Consider the following 25093-nt stretch of genomic DNA (forward strand, 5'->3'; position numbering starts at 1 on the left):
AGTAGGAGGAGGACCACGATGCTCCTGGCCCCGCTGTTCGGCATCGTGGCTCTCCTCGGACTCGCGATCGGCTCGTTCCTGAACGTCGTGATCCACCGAGTCCCCCGCGACGAGTCGCTGGTCACGCCCGGATCGCACTGCCCGGAGTGCGGCAACCCGGTCCGGGCCCGGCACAACGTGCCGGTGCTCGGCTGGCTGATGCTGCGCGGCCGGTGCGCCGACTGCGGCACCCGGATCAGCGCCCGCTACCCGCTGGTCGAGGCCGGCACCGCCGTCCTGTTCGTGGCGGTCGCGGCCCGCTTCGGCTGGTCCTGGGAACTTCCCGCCTACCTCTACCTGGCCGCCGTCGCGATCGCCCTGGCGATGATCGACCTGGACGTCCTGCGGCTTCCCAACAAGATCGTCCTTCCTTCGTACGCTGTGGCCGCCGCCCTCCTGGTACCGGTCTCCCTGGTCGCGGGCGACCCGGCGGACCTGCTCCGCGGTCTGTTCGCCGCGGGGCTGCTCTACGTGCTCTACCGAGTGCTCGCCCTCTGGGGCATGGGCGGCGGCGACGTGAAGCTGGCCCCGCTGCTCGGCTTCTACCTCGGCTGGCTCGGCTGGAGCGCGGTCATGGTCGGCGCCTTCGCCGGGTTCGTGCTCGGCGGCCTGGTCGGCGGCGTCCTGCTGGCCCTCAAACTGGCGAGCCGGAAGAGCCGCATCCCGTTCGGCCCGTACATGCTGGCCGGCGCCTTCCTGGCGGTCTTCGCCGCGGCTCCGCTCGCCGACTGGTACACGAACCTGCTCCTCCCCTCCGTTTAGACAACCCGCCGAGAAGGAAGGAAGACCGATGGCTGGCGCAACACCGATCGGGCTGGACATCGGCTCGTCCTCCATTCGAGCCGTGGAGGTCCGTCGCAACAAGGACGACTACACGCTCGTCAACTTCGGCCAGATGCCGCTGGAGGCCGGCACCGTGGTAGCCGGCGTGGTGCAGAACCCGGGCGCGGTCACCAACGCGGTCAAGCAGCTCTGGGCCGCCTGCAGGTTCGGCAGCAAGAAGGTCACCCTCGCGGTCACCAACCCGCAGTTGGTGGTGCGCGAGGCGTCGGTCGCCAACCTGCCGGCCAGCCAGATGCGTCAGGCCCTGCCGTTCCAGGTGAAGGAACAGTTGCCGCTCGCGGTCGAGCGCTCGCTGCTGGACTTCTACCCGCTGGAGCAGCCGGGCGACAACCCGACCGTCCGCGGACTGCTGATCGCCATGCCCAAGGACGCGGTGCTCACCCTGGTCCAGGCGGTCCAGAAGGCCGGCCTCAAGGTCAAGGGCGTCGACCTCGCCTCGTTCGCCATGCTCCGCGCCGCCTCCCGGCTGGACGCCCAGGTCGAGGCGATCGTCGACATCGGCGCCAACATCACCAGCGTGGTCGTGCACGCGGACGGTGAACCGCTGTTCGTCCGTACTCTCCCCCGAGGCGGCACCGAGATCACCGAGAGTATCGCCACCCGCCTCGGCCTGCAGCCCGGCGAGGCCGAGGCCGTCAAGTGCCGGTACGGCATGCACGGTGACGGCAATCCGGACACCGTGGCCGCCCTGGTCGACGCGGTCCGCCCGCTCGCCAGCGAGCTGCGCAGCTCCTTCACCTACCTCGCCTCCGGCGAGCGGCAGAAGCAGGTCACCCGGATCTCGCTCTGCGGCGGCAGCGCGCTCATGCCCGGCCTCGCCGAGCACCTCCAGGAGCAACTCGGCGTCCCCGTGATGTACGCGGACAGCACGGCCCGCCTCCGTGACACCCGCAAGGCCCGGGAGCGCGGTTTCGACAGTTTCGTGCCGTCGGCAGCGGTGTCGATCGGCCTGACCCTCGGAGCGGTCCGATGACCACCACCGCACTGATGCCCGTGGACCCCACGGTGTCGCCGCAGCAGGCGGCCCGCATCCTCACCATCCGCGCCGACCTGCTGCCCCCGGAGATCCGGGAAGGCCGGCGGGCCCGGCGAACCCGCACGCTGATCGTGCTCCTGATGGTGGCCACCCTGGCCGTCCTCGGCGCTTGGTACTGGCAGGCCCTGGTCGCCAAGCAGACCGCCGACGAGGAGTACAACGACACCTTCCAGTCGCTGACCAAGGCGCGCACCGACCAGAAGACCGACGAGTTCAGGGCGCTCGTCGAGTACCAGGAGGGCGGGGAGATCCTGAACGCCGAGCTGAAGGCGATGATGGCGAACGACCTCTCCTGGACCAACCTGATCAACCTGCTCCGGGACCGCGCCGAGGACACCGACCCGACCATGACCATCAGGGAGATCACCGCTTCCCTGGCCGCGGCCGGGGACGCCGAGGTCCCGGCCGGGGTCGTCGGCACGCTGACCGTCACCGGCACGGCCGACAACAAGCGCATCGTCGCCGACTACGTCAACGAGCTCGGCGATCTGGAGGACCTGGTGAACCCGTTCGTCACGAACGTGACGAAGGGCCAGGACGGCTTCTCGTACACCATCTCGATCACGATCACCGACAAGGCGCTGTGCGGCCGCTTCGCTGACGAATGCCCGAGCGGGGGTAAATGATGACCACACGCCGCATCGATCAGATCTGGCTGTTCGGCGGACTGGCGCTGGCCATCCTGCTCGTCGTGGGCGGCTGGTTCATGATGATCAAGCCGCAGTACACCGCCCGGGACAGTGTCCAGGCCGACACCGCCGACACGGTCATCCAACTGGCCAAGGAGCAGAAGAAGCTGGCCGGGCTGAAAGAACAGCTCAAAAAGGTCGACGAGTACAAGGCGACCCTGAGCACGGCGCAGAAGGCCCTGCCGTACGGGAAGACAACCAACAAGATCCCCGAGTTCCTCAAGCAGTTGCAGACCCTCGGCACCACCTACGGCATCGAGGTCAGCGGATACGGCGCCTCCGCTCCAGAAGTCTCGGAGACCACTCCGACGGTCTCCCAGCTTCCGATCACCCTGAACATCGAGGGCCGGATCGAGAAGATCACTCCGTTCCTCAAGCACCTGCAGAGCGAGCAGCCCCGAGCGGTGCTGATCGAGTCGGCCAAACTCAACTCCGGCCTCAAGGGCTGGGAGTTGCAGATCTCGCTGGACGCCTTCATCACCTCGACCGAGACCAGGCCCGTCGACTCCTGACGTTCGGCGCGCAACGGCCCTGCTCCGGTGGAGCGGGGCCGTTTCCGTGCAACCGGTCGGCACCCGGATGACACTCGTGGCCCCGGGGTTTCCCGCCGATCAGGCAGGTATCCACGAGGAGGGAACCCCGATGAACCCCAACCTGATCCTGATCGCCGACGACGACAGCGATGTCCGCGACATGCTCACGGTCACGCTGGAGGCCGCCGGCTTCCACGCCCTGGGCGCGAAGGACGGGCACACCGCCGCCCGGATCCTCACCGTCGCCAAGCCGGTCGGCATGATCACCGACGTGCGGATGCCGGCCATGAACGGCATGGAGCTGTGCCAGTTGGCCCGCGGCAACCCGGAGATCCGGAACATGGCGATCCTCATGGTCTCCGGCAACGCCCACGCCTACGACCTCGACGCCGGCATGGACTCGGGCGCCGACGGATACCTCACCAAGCCGTTGTCCCCCCGGCAGCTCGTCACGGAGCTGCGGACCCTGATCGGCCGCCGGCAGCCGGATCGATCAGCCGCCTGAAACGGTCCGCCGCCCGGCGAACGCCGGCGTCATCCGATCGCCGCCGGACAAGGCGCCGGGTCTCCCCCGCCAGCTCCGGCAAGGCCGCTTACCTATGCATTTCCTATGCATCGGCGACAACTCCTCGCTTTCTACCGAAACGACGGTTATCGTTACGTTCGGTCCGCGCCGCTCCCCCCGTAGCGGCGCGGGCCACCTACGTCACCCGGCCCTGCTTCACCCGGCCCTGCGCAGCGCGCGGCGGGCTCCCTTTTCCTGGTACGCGCGGCGGCCCGCTCATCCATTCCGGCCTGCGCCGTTCCGGAGGTGGGACCAGACGCCTGGCCGGAGCGCGCTCGGGAAGCGGACCAGACGCCTGGTAGGAGCCGGCGCTCGGGAAGCGGGACCAGACGCCTAGTAGGAGCCGGCGCTCGGGAAGCGGGACCAGACGCCTAGTAGGAGCCGGCGCTCGGGAAGCGGGACCAGACGCCTAGTAGGAGCCGGCGCTCGGGAAGCGGGACCAGACGCCTAGTAGGAGCCGGCGCTCGGGAAGCGGGACCAGACGCCTAGTAGGAGCCGGCGCTCGGGAAGCGGGACCAGACGCCTAGTAGGAGCCGGCGCTCTGGAAGTGGGACCAGGCGCCGCACGGCGTCGAGTAACGGCCCTTGATGTAGCCGAGACCCCAGGTGATCTGGGTAGCCGGACTGATCCTCCAGTCCGAGCCGGCTGACGCCATCTTGCTCCCGGGATAAGCCTGCGGGATGCCGTACGCGCCGGAGCTCCGGTTGGTGGCCTTGTAGTTCCAGCCGCTCTCGTGGTCCCAGAGTTTGTTCAGGCAGGAGAACTGCCCGATCCCGAGCCCGGCTTTCAGCGTCAGGGCGCAGCCGATGGCCCGGCTGCCACTGAAGTCGGCGCACGCGTCGGGGATCGTGCCGGCGTAGGGCACCGGTCCGGTCGCCGCCGCCCGTTTGGCGGCGGCCTTCTTCTCCGCTGCCACCTTGCGCTGTGCGGTCTCCAGAGCGCGGGCATCAGCCGCCGCGGTCTGCGCGACAGCGGTGGCCTTGCGGGCGGCCGCCTGTTCGGCTTCGGCGCGGGCGGCTCGGGCGGCGGCGTGCTCGGCCTGGCGCTGGGCCAGGAGCCGTTCGGTCGACGCCTTCTCCTGGCCGGCGAGCACAGCCGACTGCCGCCGGTCGGTCTGTTGCTGCCCCAGGTGCACGCCACCGGCAAGGCCGGCGAGCAGCAGGGCGACCGAGGCGGCACGGGCGCTGAGACCGCGAAGTCGATTCACCGAAAATCCCTCCAACGGGCATGGATCTTCCTCGGCGGTTACAACGCTGTCCAGTCCTCCACTGTGTATCGGCTGTGAGCCCCGTCATATCGGCGTCGCCACCGATCGCGCGCGCCAACGGCCCTCCCCGGCATCCGCTTCGCTTCGGGGAGCGCCAGACAGGGGTTCGCGGTGCACCGTGGACCGCCGGCCGCCGAGGCACGCGGCCCGTCCGGCGTAACGAGCACAGAAACGCAGAAAGCCCGGACCGAAGTCCGGGCATTTCTCAAGGGTGGAGCTGAGGGGACTCGAACCCCTGACCCCCACACTGCCAGTGTGGTGCGCTACCAGCTGCGCCACAGCCCCTTGCTGCACTAATCGTCCTGCATGTCCTGGCGTTTCCCCCGGGCACGCTGGAAATACTACACAACCCGAGAGCCACCCCTCGCCGGACCCCCCTCAGTTCAGGGAGACGTCCGGGGGGAAGTGGGCGACCGCGGCGAGGATGTCGCCCTGGCGGCGCAGCACCATGGCCCAGAGGTCGTCGGGGCGCTCCACGAAGGGGTCGCCGGGGAGGGCGTCGAAGACGAACCAGGACCCGGCCGAGATCTCGTCCTCCAGTTGGCCCGCGGACCAGCCGGAATAGCCGGCGAAGACGCGGATGCCGGCGACGCTCTCCCGCAGCCGCTCCGGGTCGGCGGCGAGGTCGAGGGTGCCGAGCGCGCCGCTGACCGGATGGAAACCGGACAGCCGCTTCTTCACCTCCGGTTTGGTCCGGGCCAGGCAGATCGCCGACTCGGGCTGCACCGGGCCGCCCTCGAACAGGACCGCCGGATCTCCGGCCAGTTCGCCCCAGGCGCCGAGAACCTCGGCCACCGGGACCTCGGTCGCGCGGTTGAGCACGACTCCCAGCGCGCCGCCCGTCTCGTGGGCCACCAGCAGCACGACCGTACGGTCGAAGTTGGGGTCCTTGAGGGTGGGTGTGGCGACGAGCAGCTGACCGGTCATCGACTCCACCGACCGGCCTCCGATCCGCTGCTGCTCACCGAACACGTGTTTACCGCCGTCCACTCGACGTAGCCATGCTCAGCACATTAGCTTGGCTTTCCGGCCACGGATAAGGTCTGGACATGAACCCGCCACCTACGGCAGCAGAGATCGGTGTCATCGGCGGATCGGGGCTGTACGCGCTCCTCGACAACGCCACCGAGCATGAGGTCGACACACCGTTCGGCCCGCCGTCAGATCGGATCACCGTGGCCGAGGTGGGCGGACGCCGGGTGGCGTTCCTGCCCAGGCACGGCCGCGACCACCGGTTCCCGCCGCACAAGATTCCTTACCGGGCCAACCTGTGGGCACTGCGTTCACTGGGAGTGCGCCAGATCATCGCGCCGTGCGCGGTCGGCGGCCTGCGGCCGGAGCTGGGCCCGGGCACGTTCGTGGTGCCCGACCAGCTGATCGACCGCACGAGCGGCCGTGAGCAGACGTTCTACGACACGGGCGCGGTGCACGTGTCGTTCGCCGACCCGTACTGCCCGGTGGGCCGCTCCGCGGTGCTGGATTCCGCCGAGCGGGTGGGAGCCGTCGACGGCGGCACCATGGTCGTGGTCGAGGGCCCGCGTTTCTCGACGCGTGCCGAGTCCCGCTGGCTCACCTCGATCGGCGGCGCCATCGTCAACATGACCGGTCACCCGGAAGCGGTGCTGGCCCGCGAGCTGGCCCTCTGCTACACGGCGATCGCGCTGGTCACCGATCTGGACGCGGGTGTGGAGGGTGAGCACGGCGTCACCCAGGAGGAGGTCTTCGCGGTCTTCGCCGAGAACACGGCCCGCCTCCGCGACGTGCTCCTCGACGCGGTGGTCAAGCTTCCCGCGGAGCGCTCCTGTTCCTGCAAGGACGCCCTGGCGGGCATCAAACTGCCTTTCGAACTTCCCTGATCGGTCGTACGGGCCGTACCGAACGCCCGTCTCGCTCCACCGCGGCGTCCCGACAGCGTGCGAGGGGCCGGCGAGATCCACTCGCCGGCCCCTCGTTCATCTCGCCTGTCAGTCCAGCGTCAGGTTGAGCCGCTTCACCCCGGCCGCCGGGATGTCCACGCCGGTCGCGGAATTCTGGTCGGCCGCGCCGCCGAACCAGCCCGTCTTGAGCACGTTCCCGTCGGCGATCGCCAGCCACCGCACCTTCACCTGCTGACCGCCGATCACCGGGAGGGTGTACGTGCCGTCGGGGCCCTGGCCGTAGCTGTCGAACTCCGCCACCTGGTCGCCGGTCACCGCGTTGATCACGGTGAACCGCCACCCGGTCGCGGGGAGCCCGGCCGGCACGGTGACTTTGCCCGACAGCGACGAGGCACGGGTCAGCGCCATGTCGTACGTCGCCGTGGCGCCCGCGGTGACCGGGACACGCACCGCGCCGGAGCGGTCGCCGACGTTGCCCGACCACTGGCGCGGGTAGCCGTTCGCGGTGAACGACAGCGGCCACGCGTACGGGCCGAGCTGGCCGATCGTGTACTTGCCGCGCTCGTCGGTGTTCACGCTGTGGATCGGGCCGGGACCGAACCCCCAGGCGGTGAACGAGACGTCGGCGTCCGCGATCGGAGCGCCGTCCGCACCGGTCACCACACCGGTGATCGTTCCGGCCGGGTCGAGCCGCGCGTTCGGGGCCGCCACGGTCGTGTCGGCCGTGATCACGATCCGGGCCGCCTCCTTCTGGTCGCCGGTGCCGCCCGACGCTCCGACCCACTGGTGGCCGTAGGAGCCCGGCGCGAGGGCGAACGCGGCGTAGGTGCCGGGCGCCAGGGTGGGGCCGGTCACCTGTCCCTTGGCGTTGGTGCAGTTGCCGGCCTCGTCGGGCAGGCCGCCCTGGTCGATCGCGCGCAGCAGGAAGCAGGTCTTCGCCACCGCCGCGCCGGTCGCGCCGGAGGAGGCGGAGAAGGACACCTTGCCGCCCTTGGCGAGTCGCACCGTGGCCGTGGCGGTCTGGCCGGCGGCGAGGGTGGCCGGGGTGCCGTCCTTCCGCAGGAAGTAGCTCTTCCCCGCGGGCACCACGTCGATCGTGGCCGAGCCCGGGGCCACATCGAGGAGCGTGGCCGTCCCTGTCTTCGCGCAGCTCTCGTCGAAGCTGATACCGATCTCGACCTGGGCGCAGAATTCACTGACCGGCTCACCGGTCACCTCGTCGACCGCGTTGACGATCAGCGTCGCACCGGGCAGCCAGGTGTCGTTCACGGTGACGGACGCCCCACCGGCGACGGTGAAGATCTCGGTGTCGGCGGAGGTGTTCTTGCCCCGCGCCCACTGGACGCGCGACCCGGACGCGTTGGTGAACGAGACGCGGTAGTCGCCGGGATGGACACCGTCCACCTGCCAGCTGCCGCCGGCTCCGGTCTTGGCACTGTAACCGTGCTGCTCGTCGGTCGACATGACGAAGACCTGGAAGCCCGTCTTCGGGGCGCCGTCGGCGCCGGCCAGCCGGCCCAGCACGGTCGAGGGCTTCAGCACCGTGTCGTCCGCGGCGACCGTCTGGCCCGCCGCGACGGTGTGCGCCTTCGCCTTCGCCTTGTCGAGGACTCCGGGAACGTACTGCTCCTGGCGGTTGGGCTCGGGCAGGAACGACACGGTGTAGTCCCCCGGCAGGACGGTGAACGCGTAGGTCCCCTCGTCGCCGGTGGAGCTGGTGGTGATCAGGTTGCCGCCCGCGTACAGCCGGACGTCGGCGCCGGCCAGCGGGCTGCCGTCGACGCCGGTCAGCAGGCCACGCACCGTTCCGGTCGGCAGGAGGCGCTCATCGACCCGCACGGTCGCGCCCGGAGCGACCGCGATCTTGCCGGCTTTCTCCTCGGTGACCACCTGCGGCGCCCACTGCTTGGCGGCGGCCGACCCGAAGCCGACATGGTGGTCGCCGGCCCAGACGGTCATCGTGTACCGGCCGGCGCCGTCGGTGTAGGCGTTGGCGTGGGTGCCACCGGCCAGATCGTGCGTATCCACCGTCACCCACGCGGCGGGCGCGCCGGCCGAGCCGGTCAACACCCCGGAGATGACGCCGGTGGGCCGCCGCCGCTCGTCGACGGTGAGCGTCCCGGCGGCAGGCACCTGGTAGACCCGGGCGTCGTCCTGGACGAGCAGGCCGGGCGCCCACTGGATCAGCGACTCGGTCTGGAACGACAGTCTCACGCCCCCGGCCGGCACACCGGTCAGGCTGTAGTGACCGGCCGCGTCAGTCGACGAGCCGCCGAGGTAGCTGCCGTCCACGGCTGACCAGGCCGCCACCCACGCTTCAGCGATCGGCTCGCCCGCGTGGTTCGTGTGAACGCCGGCAACGTTCCCGGCCTCGGCAGCCGATGCGGGGGCGACGATCACTGCGACCATCAGCAGCCCTGCGGCGACCGCCCCGCCGAGGCGAAGAAGAAACGATTGGATCAAGGAAAGTCCCCCAGTAGGAGCCAAGCTGGCAAGCCCGGCCAACATCGATCACCGTCGCCACACGGGCCGCAGCATAGAGCAGCCCCATCACCTCGCGGAACCCGAGACCATATCAAGCCCGCCGCCCAAAAAGCCGAGAAACGCCAACCTCACCGCAACCAGCCACGACACTGGTCGACAGCCCACCACCAGCCATCCCACCAGACCCACAGGCGGGTGTAAGCCGCACTGACAAGTAGTAGTAGGTATAAGCCGCAAACAACCATCCACCGCAACCGCCGTGATGCGGAGCTTCCGGGGGCTCGGCCCCCGGAGACCAACGGTTGGCGCTTCTTCAGTGACCCTGACGGAAACTGATCGACCAGCACCGTCAACGTCAGCCGTAACACCGCTGAAGACAGCAAGCGGCTTTCGGCAACGAGTTCTCGCCCACCAGCCAGCGCCGGACTAACCTCTTAGCTAAGGAGGCCGCCATGTCCGAAGCAGCCGCACAGTTCAACATCCACGAGGCGAAGACGAACCTCTCGCGGATCATCGACCGCGTCGAGCACGGCGAAGAGATCATCATCAGCCGGGCCGGCACGCCCGTCGCCAAGGTCATTCCGCTCAATCACCGCGTCAACAGGACCGGCCGAGGCACCCTGGCCGGCCAGCTAGTCGTGGCCGATGACTGGGACTCCCCTGCGGTGAACGACGCGATCGCGCAGGATTTCGGCCTCGCATGAGCCTGCTCCTCGACACCCACGTCGTGCTGTGGTGGCTCACGGACGACCCCACGCTCGCTGCCGAGGTCAAGCATCGGCTCGACCATGAACCGGACGTCTACATCAGCCCGGCGACGATCTGGGAAGTAGCCGTCAAACAGTCGCTCGGCAAGATCGACGAGCCGACCGATCTCGCTGAACGCATCCGCGACAGCGGCTTCCGGCACCTGGCCATCACCGCCGAGCACGGCATCGTCGCGGGACGGCTTCCGCTCATCCACCGAGACCCGTTCGATCGGATGCTCATCGCCCAGGCCCAGGTCGAGCACTTGACCCTGGTCACTCGCGACGCGCACATCCAGAAATACGACGTATCCGTCCTACCCGTCTGACACGCCCGAAGCGCAACCACCTGCCGCACCCACCGTGATGCGGGGGTCTCCCGCCGGGATACCGGGACGGGTCACCGTGTGCGGGTCGATGCCCTCGTTGCCGGTCATTGCCGGGGCGATTTCCCCGGGGCGACCGCGCTCACGGGTGATCCCGGCGGCCGCCAGCTCCTGGCCAGCACCTCGGTGAGCAGGGCCAGGCCGCCTTTCGCCGCGCGAGATGCACCGGATCCGACCCGTGGGGCGCGCGACACACGGTCGAAACGCTGCTGGAGGGCCCCGCGCAGCATCGTGGCATAGCGAGCGGAGACGTGGAACCCGCGCGCAGTCGGGGTGGCCGCCGTTGGTTCTCAGACGCCGGTCGAAGGCGATGCACTCCCGGCCCCGACGCTGCCGCCCCTGCCCACCCTGAATCCACAGTGGCAGGTCGAAGTCGGCAACGCCATCGACGCAAACCTATCCGTTGCCGGGAAGGATCAGTTCGGGGCGCCGCGGTAGCAGTGGCGGAGCGCGACTCAAGCGGCCGGACAGGCGACCGATAGCAGCGGCAGACCCGATGGACGCCGGCAATGCCGCCGGCGCCGCAGCGGAACGGCGAGACGGGGACGAGGCCCTTCGAGGGCCTCCCCTGCCTCGACGTCGTGCGTACAGATCCAGCGGTGTTGCTTGGTCGGCTGGTTGAGAAAGCGCTCAAGAAGCGCAACTGCGGAGGGTCTCATCGTGCGTCGTATCCTCGTTCTGCTGTCCGCGTTGGCGGTGCTGTTGACACCCACAGCCGCCCACGCGTCGTCGAAGACCCCGGTCAATTCCATGGCATTCAACCTCTGCGGAGTGATGTGCAATAAAGGCGCCATGCCGCCGGCTGCATACACGCTCAAGCAGATCACGAGCCGGTCCATCGACGTGACCTCTCTGCAGGAGATCTGCTACTCCCAGTACCGCTACATCATGGACCGGCTTCCGAAGGGCTACTCCTCGGCCTTTGTCACCACCAAATCGCTCGGGAGCTGCGACGACCACGACAAGCGGCACGGCAAAAACTACGGCCTCGCGGTCATCGTGAAGGGAGCCAAGATCGGATCCAAGCACATCAAGGTCTTGCCCTCGGGTCGCTACTCGGTCGGGATGTACGCCAAGGTGAAAGGCAAGAAGCTCTTCGCCTCGAGCGTCCACAACGCTCCGAACCCCGCCCTCAACGAGGATGACCTCGACTCGCTGTACGAGTGGTTGCGTGCCAAGTCCGGGCCGATCCTCTCGGCGGGCGACTACAACTCCTTCCTCGACCAGCCGGGCATCGCGCGCTTCAAGGCCTACTTCACCGATGCCGACCACATCGACAACGAGATCACATTCAATCCGTACGGCGGCCGGAAGATCGACTACATCTTCACCTCCCCTCACTTCACCGGTGAGACTGGAGACACGCTCTACACCGCGATCAGTGACCACCGGATCTACCTCGGATCAGCATGGCTGTAATGCGGGACGGCCATTGCCGGCCAGCCGTCGAGTGAGACGGAAGGTCGTGGATGTGTCCGAGACCGGGCGCGGCCGCCGCCGGTGCGGGCGTTCAGCGCCGGATCGCGTTCCTGGCCCGGGCGGGCGCATCATCGATGAGACCTGATGCGCCGCCGGCATCCTGGGGTGTGACCACTACGTGCTCGTCTACGCCCGGCCCCGACTGCACCGCAACAGCATCGACGGAGCGATCACCAAGCGCGACCTCCGCAATGCGGACGGCATCGGTTGTCCCGGCAGCTCGACCACTCGGAGACTCCGCGGCTCGATGCGGCCGGCGAGACGATGCTCTGCCTACTCGCCGACCAGTAGGAGCTTCACCGCCGTGCTGGGCAGCGCGGGCGGCGCGTACTCCAACAGTCGTTCTTCGCCAAGGTCTACTGCGACGCCGACGAGGCCGGGCCGTATGTAGCAGCCGACGAGCTGTCGGACCTGGTGTTGTCGCTGTCAACGAGGCGAGAATCGAAAGCGGCGGCACCATCGGTGCCGCCGCTTCGAGCGAACTATCTCCCACTGTCGCGGGTTCAAGTAGGCCCTCTCGTGGAGCTGCTGATTGCTTACTCGAGCCTCGGCGAGCGAGCTCAGCCGCTGCGGACGGCTCTCACCGGGTGGACCGGCCGCGCGGACCTCATGCCCGTCCGGGATCGGCCGGATCCAGTCCGTCGATCACGGCCAGATCCGATGCCGGAAGGCCCAAAGCTCGGGCCAGCTGTTCTATCAGCGCCCGCTCGGGGACCAGCGCTCCGGCGCCAAGCCTCCTGATCGTCGACGCTGCTCGCCCGGTCCGCCTGGCCACATCCTGGAACGGCAAGCCACGCATCTCCGCCAGCAACCGGAACACGGCGCCGAAGGCGTGCGGCTCAGGTGCGCCGGCCGGCGCACCCCCGCCCCGGAGCAGAAACCCGAAACGGCCCCCCTCGGGATGAGTAACGGCCGGCTCATAGTGACCGTGACTCGCCCGGAGCTGCGCTGCCCCTTAGCCTCGGCTACGCATTCGAGCGCATTGCGCGCAGTACCGTCATGCGGCGTCGTGATTCAGCAACCGCCGCCCGGAGCTCTCGAATGGTTGCCTGAGCTCGAGAAACGCCCTCACGTTGGCTGACTAAGTCTGCCTCTAGGCCAAGACGCCTGGATTCATCCCGCCACTCCGGACGGGCCGCGTCAAGCCAGGCTCGCGCCTCCGCGGCGATGTGACGCGCCCGACCGTAGAAGGGGGACTCGCTCTCGAAGGGCGCCCAAGCGACACCACCTGGCGCAAGGTCGTAGACATCCATAAAGATCCACGACCATTTACTCGTGTTGTTCGCGGCATTCGACGTTCGCTTGCCTGGCGGCTCAAATACGTGCTCAGTGCCCGGCACCACACCATGCGCAATCTGTTCGCCAGCCCACGTCCAGTCCCGGTCGCCCTGCCGATCCGGGCCGGCGTTGAGCACGTAGCGACCATCGATGAGCTCTAGGGAACGGACCGTCGTCTGCTCGGTGAACTCCGGCTCAGCAGGGTTCACCGCACCCCGGCCAGCGACCCAGGTTCGCCAGCTCACGCGCGCCGGCTCGACGGCGATGGACAGCCGATGACCTTCCGGGCTCGTCCAGTCGTAGACAGTTGCGTTCTTGGCCATGTGTGAATCCTCGCTCCCGACTGCGTTGCACATGATGCCGGATCGACGCGAGGAACTCCGAGCGGCGAAGCGCCTACGCGGCACGCTCGGACAGCTGGACACCTCGACAACCGCCTAGAATGAAGACCCTGAGCTCACCATGCGGGAGACCTTGATGACCCGAACACTGACCGCCGCGGTGCACCAGGAAGAAGACTGGTTCGTTGCCCGGTGCCTGGAACTTGACGTGGCTAGTCAAGGCGAGTCATTGGATGAGGCTTTGGCGAATCTCCGCGAAGCGGTGGAGCTCTACTTGGAGCAGGTCTCTCAGCCCCAGATCGAGGCAACGCCGTTCGTGACCGCGTTCCAGGTCGCCTCGGCCGCATGAGCCCGGCTCTGGCTGATCTCCCTCTCCGCAAGGTAGTAGACGCCCTCACCCGGGCAGGGTTCGTCCACGTCCACGTCCGCGCCAAAGGCAGTCACGCCGTCTACCAACATCCGAACGGCCGGGTCGCAGTGGTCCCTCAGCACTCTACGGTCAAACGTGGAACGCTCGCCTCGATCCTTCGGCAGGCTGGCCTGACCACAGCCGAGTTTCTCCAGCGCTTGCGGTAAGACTCAAGCACTTGGCCTATTGCCGGTACCCCGGCCCGATCGCCGGCCCGCGCCTGGGAGTTCCGTCCCCACAGAGGCCAGCCGCCCACGGTACTCGTCGCACCAGCGGAAACCCCGTCCCCGCATAGGTGACCTGATGGACGTCACACATTCCGGGCCGGGCGAGCCGACCGCGTTCGATGCGGAGGCATTCGACGACCACGGCCAGCGGCTGCTCACTGGTGACAAGTTCTACGTACGGATCGCCAACTAGAGCCTCACGGCTGTCCCCGGCGCGTCCACCGCGCCGGGGACAGCCTCAGGAGTTACGGAACGTCCGGTGGTGGCGGGCCGCGACGGCACTGGTGGTCCGCACGATGCGATCCCCCGCCGCCGGGGCCGGCCAGAAAGCGAGAAGGTACCGGTCCAACGGCGGCTCGCCGTCGCTGGACTCCTCGTCGAACCCCTCCTGCATGCCGACGCCGCAGAACCGCACCCGGTAGTCGCCGCGCGGCAGCGCGACCGGCTCCGGGTCGACGTCGTCCGGACCCCGCACCAGCAGATTCGGCGCGATCGACGCCCACGACACCTCGACGACGTCCTCCCACTCGTCGTCCAGGGCGGGCTCGGCGTCGTGCAGCTCGAACCGCAGGCCCACATCCCCGTGCCTCAGCCCGGTACCCAGCAGCAGAAACCCCGGCACCGCGGCACCGCATATCCCGTTGGTCAGCCCCCGGAAAGCTTTCTCCCCGGCGACGAAGCCGACCTCCGGGACGGCGAAATGCATCCGCCCGTAGCCGAGGTCGACGATTTGGTCCAACAGAATCTCCACGGCAGCGCTCCAGGTAGGGGCCGGCTAGCACCGCGCGAACTCAGTGCACCCCGCCCTCCTGCACGTCGGTCAAGTCATGCCGCCTCGTCATCGCTAGGTCACGAGGTCTCCGGCATTCTCAGTCCGGCCCGCTGACAGTGACCGCCGTGATGCGGTTTCCGGGGGCTCGGCCCCCGGAGCAGAAAACCGAAACGGCCCCCGGTTCGCGCTTTCCGCGAACAGGGGGCCGCAATGCCGTGGAGGTGCCGGGAATCGAACCCGGGTCCTTCGTTGTTTTGTCAGGGCTTCTCCGAGCGCAGCTCACTATGCCTCTACTCGGCCCTCCGACTCACGTGAGCAAGTTCGGATGACGGGCCCAGTCACTGATTAATCTCACCGCGCGGTCCCCGTGACCGGGACCGGTTGGCCAGCCTCCTAGCTGATGCCGGCAGCTGGGACGGAGGCGCTCCCAGACCGACAGACCACGCTACTTGCCTCAGGCGGCGAGAGCGTACTGGTCAGCGTCAAACTTAGAGTTGGCGCTTATAAGTTTCCGACGACCGATTCTCGAGACGACGTCGGCTTCCTCGGCTCGCTTCCCCTGTCTCCACGCACGAAGTCGAAACCAGTCACCCCCATGTCTGTGTCACAGCCCCGCAATCTTAGCTCATCAGGCAGGAGCCGCCACCGATGGAACAGGTGACCGGCTTCACGACGTCGCCGCCGGCCTTGGTGACCTGGAATCCAGCGGTGATCGACGAACCGGGGTCCAGTGACTTGCCGCTGAGGGTGACGGAGTCGCCGCTGGCGCTGACCGCCGCGTTCCAGGTGGCGCGGACCTCGAAGTCAGCACTGGACGGGTAGGTCAGGGTGACGCTCCACTCGCTGGCGGCCGAGCCGTTGTTGACGACCTTGACCGCGGCGATGAAGCCGTCCCGCCAAGAGGCGCTGTTGGAGTAGGTGACCGCCAGCGGGCCGGCAGTCGGCGAAGGGCTGGTCCGCGATGGAGCCGCGCTGGGCGTGCGGCTGGCGCTCTTCGATGGCGCCGGTTTGGCCGAGGCGGACCGCGACGGTGTGGGCGACGCCGAAGCGGACACCGGCGCCGACGGTGAGGCCGTCAGTGAGGCCGACTCGGTCGAAGGAGCGGGCAGTGCTCCCCCGGCCACCTGGAGCGCCGCGGGCGGCTGGACCATGAGCGGGTCGCCGGCGCCGCCGGGTTCCCCGCCCACGCGCACGGCGATCCAGCCGACGAGCGCGACGAGGACCGCGGCGGCGGAGCTGAAAACGAGTCGGGCCAGGATGAACTGACGGGCAGCGTGCTTCGCCAACGGGTGGTGCTCCCTCGGACGACGGAAGATCAGCGACGGCGGACGGCGCCGGAATCAGGGACGGCGGACGGCTCAGCGGGGCAGTCGATCGGCGAACGGCCGATCGGGGTGGACCGGCGGGCGAGAATACCCGTCAGCCCATGCCCTTCGCACGTCGGCCCATCGCCCGGTTGATCTCCCGCTGAGCGTCCTTGGCTGCCATGTCCTGTCGCTTGTCGAAGCTCTTCTTGCCCTTGGCGACGCCGATCTCGACCTTCGCGTACCCGTTGAGGAAGAAGACCGAGAGCGGGACCAGCGTGACGCCGTCGTCGCGCAGCTTGCCGAGCACCTTGTGGATCTCCTCGCGGTGCAGCAGCAGTTTGCGCACGCGGCGGGGTTCGTGGTTGGTCCAGGTTCCCTGCGTGTACTCCGGGATGTGCATCCCGTGCAGGTAGATCTCGCCGTTGTTCTCGTGGCCGAACGCGTCGACCAGCGAGGCGCGCCCGGCGCGCAGCGACTTCACCTCGGTGCCGGTGAGGACCATGCCGGCTTCGTACGTGTCCAGGATGGTGTAGTCGTGGTACGCCTTACGGTTGGAGGCGACGACCTTGCGGCCCTGTTCGCGTGGCATGACCGCGCACCTCCCCTGTCTAGTGATCCCGACGCAGAAGAGTACCCGGGCCTCAGCAGAGACAGCCGGGCAGGTAATTCAGCGGATTCCGGGGCGCGCCACCGAACCTGGTCTCGAAGTGCAGGTGCGCTCCGGTGGAGGCGCCGGTGCTGCCGACCCGGCCGATCACCTCGCCGCGGCGCACGTACTCGCCGACGTGGACGTGCATGCGGGACTGGTGGGCGTAGCAGGTGGTGAACCCGGACCCGCCGAGCCGCCCGTGGTTGATGCAGGTGTACTGACCGTAACCGCCGTTCCAGCCCGCCTGGATGACGCGGCCGGAGGCGGCGGCGCGGATCGGGCTGCCCGATCCGGCCGCGAAGTCGGTGCCGGCGTGTAATTGCCACACCCGGTAGTAGGGGTCGTAGCGGTTGCCGTAGTCGCTGGTCTTCCATCCATGCACCGGCATCAGCAGCCGGCCGCCGGGATAGTGGCTGCCGACGCCGTCGCGGTTCTCCCAGCCGCGCATGGCCGTGCGGACCCGGCGTTCGGCCCGCAGGGCGGCCCGGTACTGGGCGAGGACGGTGGAGCGCTGGGCCTCGGCGGCCCGCAGCGCGGTCTGCCGGGCCAGCATCAGGTGCTGCAGCGCCTGTCGGGCCTGGAGCGCGGCGGCCTGGGCGGTCTGTGCGGCGTGGTACTTGTCCGCCGCGGCACGCTCGGCGGCCTCGGCGGCGCGTTTCGCGGCTCCGGCCCGGTCCCGCGCGATGCGGGCCTCCCGCCGGGCTCCGAAGAGGGTACGGACCGCCTCCTGCTCCTGTGTCATGAGGTGTTCGACGATCCCGATCCGGTCCATCAGGTCCTGCGGCCCGGTGGCGTCGATCAGCATGTTGAACCGGTCGAGGTTGCTGCCCATGTAGCTGACCTGGGCGATCTCCTCCACCCGGGCGCGGGCCTCCTCGAGCCGCCCGGAGGCGGCGGTGTAGTTGTCGGCGACACGCTGATACTCACCGCGGACGGTGTCGGCCTGCCGCCGGGCGACGTGCGCCTGAACCCGGGTGGCGACGACGATGCCGCGCGTGGTGGCGACCCGGTTCTGGGCGGCCGGCAGGGAGGCGGTGGCGCGGGCGAGCTTGCTCGCGGCGGCGCGGGCGGCGGCGCTGGCGTTCTCCAGGAGCGCCTCGGCACGGCGGACGGCGCGGGAGGCGTCGTCGCCGGGGTCCGCCGCGGCGGGGCTGGGCCCGGCCAGGACGAGTCCCGCGATGCCGAGGAGGCAGAGCAAGGCGGCGATCAGGCGATCAGGTCGGCGGAACCTCACGGGGGCCACGCTACCCCGACTAACCGCCAGCAAAGCCTCAAATCGCCCGATGGCCGCAACCCTGGACAGGGCTGCGGCCATCGGACAGAACACGAACGGGTGGGCATAAGCCCCAGAGCGTCAGACCTTGAGGTAGAAGCGCAGCGTGATCCACGCGGTGGCCGCGCTGACCAGTGCACCGACACCGGCGAGCAACGGCACCATCAGAAGGACGTTGCTGTCCGGCATGGGGGTGAGGATGGTGGTGAGCGCCTGGAGCTTGTTGTCCAGCAGGACGACCTTCGCCACGAAGAGGAAGATCGAGCCCAGGATGGCGCCGATCAGGCCGGCGACCACCGCCTCCAGGACGAAGGGTGCCTGGATGAACCAGTTCGAGGCGCCGACGAGTTTCATGACCGCGACCTCACGTCGCTTGCTGTAGGCGGCCACTTGAATGGTATTTCCGACCAGCAGCAAGGCCGCCACCGCCATGAAGCTGGCGACCACGAGCGAGGACAACTGGATCGCGTTGAAGATCTCGAAGACCTTCTCCAGCGTGTCGCTCTGGTCGATGATCTGCCGGATCCCGGGCATACCCTGAATCGTCTTGGCGAACTCGTCGTATTTCTCCGGGTCCGAGAGCTTCACCCGGTACGACTCGGGCAGGCTGTCCGCGTTGATCGCGTTCACGAAGTCGGGCGAGTCCGCCCAGAGCTTCTGGAATCGCTTGAGCGCGTCCGCCTTGCTCTCGTAGGTCTTCTCGGTGACGAGAGGGCTGTTAGAGATCGCCTGGCCGATGGCCTCCTTCTCGCCGTCCGTGACCTTGTCGGTCATGAAGATCGAGACCTGGATGTTCCCGTAGTAGGCCTCCTTCATCAGGTCGACCTGCATGTACAGAAGCACACTGGCGCCCAGCATGCTCAACGAGACCGACATGGTGATGATCATGGCGATCGTCATCGTGACGTTCCGCCACAGGCCCACCAGGACCTCGTTGAGTACGTACTTCACGCGCATCGGGGGGATCCTTCCGGCACTCCGCGTGTCACTGCTTCAGGTTTCGGTACGTGGGCGGAGCCGGGCCTAACCGTAGACACCGCGCGCCTGGTCACGGACGATCCGTCCGCTTTCGATCTCGATGACCCGGCGGCGCATCTGGTTGACGATGTTGGAGTCGTGCGTGACCATCACGACGGTCGTGCCGGTCCGGTTGATCCGGTCCAGCAGCCGCATGATCTCGATCGAGGTGTCCGGGTCCAGGTTACCGGTCGGCTCGTCGGCCAGCAGAATCAGCGGGCGGTTGACGAAAGCCCGGGCCACCGCGACACGCTGCTGCTCACCACCGGAGAGCTCGTGCGGGTACCGGTGCTCCTTACCGCCGAGACCGACCAGCTCGAGCACCTCGGGGACGACCCGGCGGGCGACCGCCTTGGTCTTGCCGATCACTTCGAGAGCGAAGGCCACGTTCTCGTACGCCGTGCGGTTGGGCAGCAGACGGAAGTCCTGGAACACGCAGCCGATGGACCGGCGGAAGTGCGGAACCTTCCACGACCGCAGCGTGGTCACGTCCTTGGCGTTGACGACCACCTTGCCGCGGGTCGGCGCGACCTCGTGCAGGAGCAGCTTGATGATCGTCGACTTGCCGGAACCGGAGGGGCCGATGAAGAAGACGAACTCACCCTTCTCGATCCCGACGCTGACATTGTCCAACGACGGCCGAGACGCCTTCGGATACGTCTTCGTCACGTTCTCGAGCTGAATCACGGGACTGGAGTCTACGCGGTGTAACGAAAACGCCAAGCCCGCCGGGGCCGGGAATATTCACGAGCTGCGGTAACAGCCTCTTCGAGCGCCACCCGCCTGACACACCGCTCAGGCAGGGTAGCGCTCGGTCACCGAACCCGTCAGGCCGTGATCTGATTCTGCTTGCGCCACTTGATGCCCGCCTCGATGAACCCGTCCACGTCGCCGTCGAAGACCGACGAAGGGTTACCGACCTCGAACTCGGTGCGCAGGTCTTTCACCATTTGGTACGGGTGCAGGACATACGAACGCATCTGGTCACCCCACGATCCGGTGGTGTCCTGCTTGAGGCCGGCCATCTTGGCCTGCTCCTCCTGGCGCGTCCGCTCCAGCAGACGGGCCTGGAGCACGCGCATCGCGGACGCCTTGTTCTGCAGCTGTGACTTCTCGTTCTGACACGTCACCACGATGCCGGTGGGGATATGGGTCAGCCGGACGGCCGAGTCGGTGGTGTTGACGCTCTGCCCACCGGGGCCGGACGAGCGATAGACGTCGGTGCGGTAATCGCTTTCCGGGATCTCGATGTGGTCGGTCTGCTCGACCACCGGCATCACCTCGACACTGGCGAAGCTGGTCTGCCTGCGGCCCTGGTTGTCGAACGGGCTGATCCGCACCAGACGGTGGGTGCCGGACTCGACGCTGAGGGTGCCGTAGGCGTAGGGCACCTTGACCGTGAAGGTGGCGGATTTGAGGCCGGCCTCCTCCGCGTACGACGTCTCGTAGACCTCGGTCGGATAGCCGTGCCGCTCGGCCCAGCGCAGGTACATCCGCATCAGCATCTCGGCGAAGTCGGCGGCGTCCACCCCACCGGCGCCGGCGCGGACCGCCACGAGGGCTTCCCGGGCGTCGTACTCGCCGGAGAGGAGGGTGCGGACCTCCATCTCCTCGATCGCCTTGGCCAGCGTGACGAGCTCGTCACCGACCTCGGCGACCGAGTCGGAGTCTCCTTCGGCCTCGGCCATCTCCAGGAGCAGGCCCGCGTCGTCGAGCCGAGAGCGCAGCCGCTCCAGCTTGGAGATCTCACCCGAGATGTACGCCAGGCGGCTGTTGACCTCCTGGGCACGGGCCTGGTCGTCCCAGAGGTCGGGCGCGGAGGCCTGTTCTTCAAGGTCCGCCTTGTCCCGGCGCAGCTTGTCGACGTCCAGGACGTTCTCGATGTTGCGCAGGGTCGCGTCGAGGGACTTCAGTTGCTCGGGAAAGTCGGCAGCGCTCACGACACTCAAGACTACGCCGCCCGGCCAGAATGCTGGCCGGGGCGGTCCGTTCAACTCGTCGGAGCTGCCTTGAGCCAGGTTAGGGCGGCCTTGTGATAGGCGACCGCGAACTCCAGCGCCGCCGCGCCGAACGGGTCACCGTTCTTCTTGGCCTCCTTCGCCTGTTCCTTCGCCATGGCCATGGCTTCGGAGTGGTACTGGTTCGCGGTCGTGTAGAGAAGCTGCAGCTGGTCGCCGGAGTGCTGCTGGCCGAAGGCGACCCGGAGAGCGACCGGGTTACGCAGCGCGTCCCGGCCCGGAGACTCGGTGAGCCACCGTCCGAAGGCGCGCTTCCCGGACGCGGTGATGGCGTAGGGCTGACTGGATCGAGGGCCCGGCTTACCGAGACGGACGTACCCCATTTCGGCCAGTACGGGCAGTTCGCGGTAGACCTGGCTCCGAGTCATCGACCAGTAGGGCCCGAGGCGGCGTTCGGCAGCCGCCATCAGCTGACCGCCGGTCATGGCCCCCTCGTGGAGGAGGCCGAGCAAAGCAGCCGCCGTCGGATTGATTTGGAAGTCGGGCATGCCTTCTAAGCTGCCACTTTGTCGCGTCGGCGTCCAGGATTTAGCCCGATCCGTCCAGTTTGCGCCTCCACAAACGACTGTCCCGCACAGACAGTCCGACAACGAGCGTGCGGATCTGGCGTTTCACCCCGAAAAACTAGCTTGACCAGGTAATATGGCGCAGGCAATCGGTCAGACGGCGCGTTGCGGGCAGGAAATGCGCGAAACCCCGCGATTCGCCACGCAAAACCAGACAATCGGCTCATGTGCAAATAGCGCCAAGCGACCGACGGCCCGAACGCCCTCACGGGCGGTGATCCGGGCGCCCGGCGCGGGCGGCGAGTCGGGCGCGCCCGGGCGCTGCGGTTACCCTGGCCCCCATGACAGACCGCCAGACCGCCCCGGAGACCGTTGAGGAGTCCCGGCTCACCGTGGCGCTGCTCGCGGTGGCCGCCGTTGGCTGGACCGCCGCGATGCTGTGGTCGGCTCGCGCCACCATCACCGGCCGCGCGGACGCCGCGATGGAGGTGACCTCCACTGCGTACGCTCTGCCCGGCGCCGTCTCCGCCGACCTGGTCGCGGGCGCGGCGGTGGCCCTCCTGACGCTCACCCTGATCAGCGGCCGCCGGCAGCTCGGGTCCACCGCCCGGTTCGCCGTCGCCACCGGATCGGGCCTGGTGGTCGGCCTGCTCAGCGCTCTACCGATCATCACGATCAACACGGCCGGCACGATCTACGCGGTCGTCGGTGGCACCGTGGCGGCCGCCGCGACCATCGGCGGCGCGCTGGCCGGCCTCCGCATCCCTCGCGTCGTCGCGGCGATCGCCTCGGCCGCGATCGGGGTCTTCCTGATCGGGTTCGTCCTCAATCTCTTCCAGGAGCCCCTGCTCAGCGCCTTCGGAGCCGGTGACACCGAGTCCTCAGCCGACGCGGCACAGTGGTTCACCTACAGCCAGGCCGCGCTCGGCGGGCTGGTGGCCGGGATCGTCTCCTACCTGATGCTGCGCCGGGCCCGGCGTGGCGCCGGCGACGCCCACGACGGGGCCTCCGCGCCGGCGGACGGCGCTCCGGACCGGGCGACGGACGTGCGCTGGCCGATGTACGCGCTGGCCGGCGCCGGCCCCGGCCTGCTGCTCGTGATCGCCGAGGTGCTGTCGCGCACCGCGGGCTCGCGAGTCCTGGAACTCGCCGGCAAGGTGAGCGACCTGGAGCTGGCGGTGCAGCAGATGCTGAGCTCGGCCCGGCTGAACAACGGGCTGATCGTCGTCTTCGCCGGGGCCTTCACCGCGATCGTCGCGGTCGGCCGGACCCTCTCCCCCGCCCGGGACGAGGACGACGCCCCCGCCGGAGAGTCCCCCGCGCCGGCGCCGTCCGCCTCAAAGGACCCGTCCGTCTCGAAGGACCCGTCCGCTTCGAAGGACCCGTCCGCTTCGAAGGACGAAGAGGACGAGCCTCAGAGCAGCTCGTCCAGCTCGGAGACCGCGTACCACTCCAACTCGTGATCCTCGGCGCTGTCGACGGTGAACTGCGCGTCCGGGTCGCCGGCCAGAGCCTCCTCGATCACGCCGGCGGCGGCCTCGACCGCCTCCATCGCGTCGGCGCCGTCGACGTGGATGCTCGCCACCTCGGCGAGCCGCACCGCCTGCGGTAGGCGGACGGTGCTCGACCCCAGCTCGGTGTCCTCGCGCACCAGGCTCGCGGCGGGCACGTCGGCCGAGAGCACGACCCGGCGGCGCGGCGCGGACGGGTCGTGGCGCAGCAGTTGCAGGGCGCCCTGGGCGGCCCGGGTGAAGGCGACGTACTCGAGTTCCTCCTCGTCGCCCTCGGCATACCACTCGCGCAGAGCGGGCGTCACCGCGTGCGCGATCGTCGCCTGAGCGCCGAACTGCCCGTCCGCCCGCAGTGCCGTGAGCATCGGCAGCGTGGCCGGCATGTAAACCCGGACCAGATCGGTGATCGGCACGTCTTCCTCCTGCACGCGGCGCGTTCTGCGGTCCCGGACAGTACACCGTCGAACCGGCCGGGGAACGTCCCATTCCACCAGGCGTCTCCGGATCGTGACGGTGCGGGTCCGGCGTAGGTACCTGACGGCAAACGGTGGCAAACTGAGGCTGTCGACAGGAGGATCCCATGCCGGAGTCCCGTTTCCTACTGCTGTCCGACGTGGCCGCCGAGCTCAACGTGTCGGACTCGCAGGTCTATCACCTGGTCCGCAGCGGCGAGCTGTCGGCTATCAAGATCGGTGGCCGCGGCCAGTGGCGCGTCGAGCGCACCAAGCTGGAGGAATACATCGCCGAGAAGTACGCGGAGACCGCTGCCTGGGTTCGCGACAACCCGCTGTCCGACCGTGAGACGGATTGACCGTCCGGCGGCTTTTGCGCCTCTTCCCGGATCGATGACCGCTGCTTGCCGCGGCGGAGGCAAGTGAGCAAGACTCGAAGCTATCGAAAGCAAACGGAGGCAAACGCAAGGATTGGCGGTGGCGATGCGGTCTACGGTCGAGATTGCACCCGCCGGGTCCCGGCCGGCGATCCGCCTGCGCCCGGTTCCCCGGTTTGAACCCCCCTTCGACGACGAGTCTGCGCCGCAGGTCTGGGCCCCGTCACGGCAACTGGCGCTGGAGTGGCCGGCCAACAGCCGTCCGGCGCCCGTCCCACCCGTGGAGTCCCCACCGGTCGCTGCCGGAGCGTCCGGTGACGCGAAGCTGGCGGTCCGGCGATTCGTGCGTCTCTGCGTCGAGGTCCTCAACGGATTCCGGCCGGCCGCCCACCTTCGCCGGCTGTCACTGCCGGCCGGCGCGGCCGATGTGGTGGCGCAGGGGCTGGCCGGCGCCCGGCGGGCCGCCGACCTGCGACGGGCCGCCGAGCAGCGGGCGACGCGCCGGCCAGGGGCGGGGCAGCAACGGCGGGCGGCGCCGGTGGCCGTGCTGGGTCTCAAGATCTGCGAGCCCCGGGTGGGCGCGGTCGAGGCAGCGGTCACGCTGGTCACCGGCGAGCGGACGTGGGCGATCGCCTTCCGTCTGGAGCTGCACCAGCAGACCTGGGCCGCCACCACCCTGCTGATCATCTGAGACCCGCCCGAGGCGGGCCGCCCACCTGAGCCCGATCACGGCGACTGCTTAGAACCGGTCGCCCAGGACCGATCACCAGCAACCCGGTCGGCTGGGACCGGTCGTCTGAGACCGATCCCCAGAGCCGGTCGCCCCATGATCGGTCGTCCGGAATCGATCACCCGAGACCGGTCGCCTGGGACCGATCGCCCGAGACCCATCGCCCGAGACCCATCGCCCGAGACCCATCGCCCGAGACCCATCGCCCGAGACCCATCGCCCGAGACCCATCGCCCGAGACCCATCGCCCGAGACCCATCGCCCGAGACCCATCGCCCGAGA

General features: G+C 68.6%; 28 protein-coding genes, 1 tRNA gene and 1 other RNA gene. 14 read left to right on the plus strand and 16 right to left on the minus strand.

Annotated features, from left to right (window positions below):
• Positions 1-18 precede the first annotated feature (18 nt).
• From QLQ12_RS42725 to QLQ12_RS42745, 5 genes are all read left to right on the plus strand, one after another.
• Positions 19-801, plus strand: a complete 783-nt coding sequence (locus QLQ12_RS42725) for a prepilin peptidase (protein WP_282766786.1) — start codon at positions 19-21, stop codon at positions 799-801.
• A 28-nt stretch (positions 802-829) separates the two neighbouring features.
• On the plus strand, positions 830-1855 hold the full coding sequence (gene pilM / locus QLQ12_RS42730; protein WP_282766787.1) for a type IV pilus assembly protein PilM: 1026 nt from the start codon (positions 830-832) through the stop codon (positions 1853-1855).
• Positions 1852-2544, plus strand: a complete 693-nt coding sequence (locus QLQ12_RS42735; RefSeq protein ID WP_282766788.1) for a hypothetical protein — start codon at positions 1852-1854, stop codon at positions 2542-2544. Before pilM ends, QLQ12_RS42735 begins: the two co-directional genes overlap by 4 nt.
• Positions 2541-3119 carry a type 4a pilus biogenesis protein PilO gene (pilO, locus tag QLQ12_RS42740; RefSeq protein ID WP_282766789.1) on the plus strand — a complete coding sequence of 193 codons (579 nt, stop codon included), beginning with the start codon at positions 2541-2543 and terminating at the stop codon, positions 3117-3119. The genes QLQ12_RS42735 and pilO overlap by 4 nt, the downstream gene beginning before the upstream one ends.
• Before the next feature lie 130 nt (positions 3120-3249).
• Complete coding sequence (locus QLQ12_RS42745; protein ID WP_282766790.1) at positions 3250-3645, plus strand: response regulator transcription factor; 396 nt, start codon at positions 3250-3252, stop codon at positions 3643-3645.
• 583 nt (positions 3646-4228) lie between these two features.
• On the opposite strand, the gene QLQ12_RS42750 is transcribed toward QLQ12_RS42745, so the two are convergent.
• The 3 genes from QLQ12_RS42750 to QLQ12_RS42760 all read right to left on the minus strand — a co-directional run bounded on the left by QLQ12_RS42750 (position 4229) and on the right by QLQ12_RS42760 (position 5899).
• Positions 4229-4912 (minus strand): aggregation-promoting factor C-terminal-like domain-containing protein, encoded by a 684-nt coding sequence (locus QLQ12_RS42750; RefSeq protein WP_282766791.1) that lies wholly within the window; start codon positions 4910-4912, stop codon positions 4229-4231.
• Between the two features lie 272 nt (positions 4913-5184).
• Positions 5185-5257, minus strand: a tRNA-Ala gene (locus QLQ12_RS42755).
• Between the two features lie 93 nt (positions 5258-5350).
• On the minus strand, positions 5351-5899 hold the full coding sequence (locus QLQ12_RS42760) for a YqgE/AlgH family protein (RefSeq protein ID WP_282766810.1): 549 nt from the start codon (positions 5897-5899) through the stop codon (positions 5351-5353).
• Positions 5900-6021: 122 nt separating this feature from the next.
• On the opposite strand from QLQ12_RS42760, the gene QLQ12_RS42765 reads away from it, so the two are divergent.
• Complete coding sequence (locus tag QLQ12_RS42765) at positions 6022-6828, plus strand: S-methyl-5'-thioadenosine phosphorylase (protein ID WP_282766792.1); 807 nt, start codon at positions 6022-6024, stop codon at positions 6826-6828.
• Positions 6829-6936: 108 nt separating this feature from the next.
• Here the strand turns inward: QLQ12_RS42765 and QLQ12_RS42770 are convergent, their stop codons facing one another.
• Positions 6937-9312 carry a carboxypeptidase regulatory-like domain-containing protein gene (locus QLQ12_RS42770; protein WP_282766793.1) on the minus strand — a complete coding sequence of 792 codons (2376 nt, stop codon included), beginning with the start codon at positions 9310-9312 and terminating at the stop codon, positions 6937-6939.
• Positions 9313-9785: 473 nt separating this feature from the next.
• Here QLQ12_RS42770 and QLQ12_RS42775 point away from each other — a divergent pair, with 473 nt between their 5' ends.
• From QLQ12_RS42775 to QLQ12_RS42785, 3 genes are all read left to right on the plus strand, one after another.
• A complete protein-coding gene (locus QLQ12_RS42775; RefSeq protein WP_282766794.1) occupies positions 9786-10037 on the plus strand; it encodes a type II toxin-antitoxin system Phd/YefM family antitoxin in 252 nt (83 codons plus the stop codon).
• Positions 10034-10408: a type II toxin-antitoxin system VapC family toxin gene (locus QLQ12_RS42780; RefSeq protein ID WP_282766795.1), complete on the plus strand. Its 375-nt coding sequence runs from the start codon at positions 10034-10036 to the stop codon at positions 10406-10408. Before QLQ12_RS42775 ends, QLQ12_RS42780 begins: the two co-directional genes overlap by 4 nt.
• 717 nt (positions 10409-11125) lie before the next feature.
• Positions 11126-11884: an endonuclease/exonuclease/phosphatase family protein gene (locus tag QLQ12_RS42785; RefSeq protein WP_282766796.1), complete on the plus strand. Its 759-nt coding sequence runs from the start codon at positions 11126-11128 to the stop codon at positions 11882-11884.
• Positions 11885-12551: 667 nt separating this feature from the next.
• Here QLQ12_RS42785 and QLQ12_RS47285 read toward each other — a convergent pair.
• Both QLQ12_RS47285 and QLQ12_RS42790 read right to left on the minus strand, forming a co-directional pair.
• On the minus strand, positions 12552-12764 hold the full coding sequence (locus QLQ12_RS47285; RefSeq protein WP_407651704.1) for a helix-turn-helix domain-containing protein: 213 nt from the start codon (positions 12762-12764) through the stop codon (positions 12552-12554).
• A 145-nt stretch (positions 12765-12909) separates the two neighbouring features.
• A complete protein-coding gene (locus QLQ12_RS42790; RefSeq protein WP_282766797.1) occupies positions 12910-13545 on the minus strand; it encodes a hypothetical protein in 636 nt (211 codons plus the stop codon).
• A gap of 154 nt (positions 13546-13699) precedes the next feature.
• Here QLQ12_RS42790 and QLQ12_RS42795 point away from each other — a divergent pair, with 154 nt between their 5' ends.
• Positions 13700-13912, plus strand: coding sequence for a type II toxin-antitoxin system HicB family antitoxin (locus QLQ12_RS42795; protein ID WP_282766798.1), 213 nt, complete (start codon positions 13700-13702; stop codon positions 13910-13912).
• Positions 13909-14139, plus strand: a complete 231-nt coding sequence (locus tag QLQ12_RS42800; protein ID WP_282766799.1) for a type II toxin-antitoxin system HicA family toxin — start codon at positions 13909-13911, stop codon at positions 14137-14139. Before QLQ12_RS42795 ends, QLQ12_RS42800 begins: the two co-directional genes overlap by 4 nt.
• A gap of 298 nt (positions 14140-14437) precedes the next feature.
• Here QLQ12_RS42800 and QLQ12_RS42805 read toward each other — a convergent pair whose 3' ends face one another.
• The 9 genes from QLQ12_RS42805 to QLQ12_RS42845 form a co-directional block, all read right to left on the minus strand.
• Positions 14438-14950 carry a hypothetical protein gene (locus tag QLQ12_RS42805; protein ID WP_282766800.1) on the minus strand — a complete coding sequence of 171 codons (513 nt, stop codon included), beginning with the start codon at positions 14948-14950 and terminating at the stop codon, positions 14438-14440.
• A 234-nt stretch (positions 14951-15184) separates the two neighbouring features.
• Positions 15185-15566, minus strand: a transfer-messenger RNA (tmRNA) gene (gene ssrA / locus QLQ12_RS42810).
• Between the two features lie 25 nt (positions 15567-15591).
• A complete protein-coding gene (locus QLQ12_RS42815; protein WP_282766801.1) occupies positions 15592-16257 on the minus strand; it encodes a cellulose binding domain-containing protein in 666 nt (221 codons plus the stop codon).
• 133 nt (positions 16258-16390) lie between these two features.
• Positions 16391-16867: an SsrA-binding protein SmpB gene (gene smpB, locus QLQ12_RS42820; RefSeq protein WP_282766802.1), complete on the minus strand. Its 477-nt coding sequence runs from the start codon at positions 16865-16867 to the stop codon at positions 16391-16393.
• 52 nt (positions 16868-16919) lie between these two features.
• Positions 16920-18161: a M23 family metallopeptidase gene (locus tag QLQ12_RS42825; RefSeq protein WP_282766803.1), complete on the minus strand. Its 1242-nt coding sequence runs from the start codon at positions 18159-18161 to the stop codon at positions 16920-16922.
• 120 nt (positions 18162-18281) lie between these two features.
• Positions 18282-19157, minus strand: a complete 876-nt coding sequence (ftsX, locus tag QLQ12_RS42830) for a permease-like cell division protein FtsX (RefSeq protein ID WP_282766804.1) — start codon at positions 19155-19157, stop codon at positions 18282-18284.
• A gap of 66 nt (positions 19158-19223) precedes the next feature.
• Positions 19224-19904, minus strand: coding sequence for a cell division ATP-binding protein FtsE (gene ftsE, locus QLQ12_RS42835; RefSeq protein ID WP_196414913.1), 681 nt, complete (start codon positions 19902-19904; stop codon positions 19224-19226).
• A 140-nt stretch (positions 19905-20044) separates the two neighbouring features.
• Positions 20045-21157, minus strand: a complete 1113-nt coding sequence (gene prfB / locus QLQ12_RS42840) for a peptide chain release factor 2 (protein ID WP_282766805.1) — start codon at positions 21155-21157, stop codon at positions 20045-20047.
• 50 nt (positions 21158-21207) lie between these two features.
• The gene (locus tag QLQ12_RS42845; RefSeq protein ID WP_282766806.1) at positions 21208-21723 is read right to left on the minus strand and encodes a PadR family transcriptional regulator; all 516 of its coding nucleotides are present in this window, start codon (positions 21721-21723) and stop codon (positions 21208-21210) included.
• A gap of 359 nt (positions 21724-22082) precedes the next feature.
• Here QLQ12_RS42845 and QLQ12_RS42850 point away from each other — a divergent pair, with 359 nt between their 5' ends.
• Positions 22083-23204 carry a hypothetical protein gene (locus QLQ12_RS42850; protein WP_282766807.1) on the plus strand — a complete coding sequence of 374 codons (1122 nt, stop codon included), beginning with the start codon at positions 22083-22085 and terminating at the stop codon, positions 23202-23204.
• Here the strand turns inward: QLQ12_RS42850 and QLQ12_RS42855 are convergent.
• Entirely contained in the window at positions 23156-23635 is a 480-nt protein-coding gene (locus QLQ12_RS42855; protein ID WP_282766811.1) for a DUF6912 family protein, read from the minus strand. The genes QLQ12_RS42850 and QLQ12_RS42855 overlap by 49 nt on opposite strands.
• Before the next feature lie 197 nt (positions 23636-23832).
• On the opposite strand from QLQ12_RS42855, the gene QLQ12_RS42860 reads away from it, so the two are divergent.
• Both QLQ12_RS42860 and QLQ12_RS42865 read left to right on the plus strand, forming a co-directional pair.
• On the plus strand, positions 23833-24063 hold the full coding sequence (locus tag QLQ12_RS42860; RefSeq protein WP_282766808.1) for a helix-turn-helix transcriptional regulator: 231 nt from the start codon (positions 23833-23835) through the stop codon (positions 24061-24063).
• Between the two features lie 124 nt (positions 24064-24187).
• A complete protein-coding gene (locus tag QLQ12_RS42865; protein WP_282766812.1) occupies positions 24188-24772 on the plus strand; it encodes an Rv3235 family protein in 585 nt (194 codons plus the stop codon).
• The last annotated feature ends 321 nt before the right edge of the window (positions 24773-25093 follow it).

Source organism: Actinoplanes sandaracinus (assembly GCF_030009775.1).
In the GTDB taxonomy this organism is placed as follows: Bacteria; Actinomycetota; Actinomycetes; order Mycobacteriales; family Micromonosporaceae; genus Actinoplanes; species Actinoplanes sandaracinus.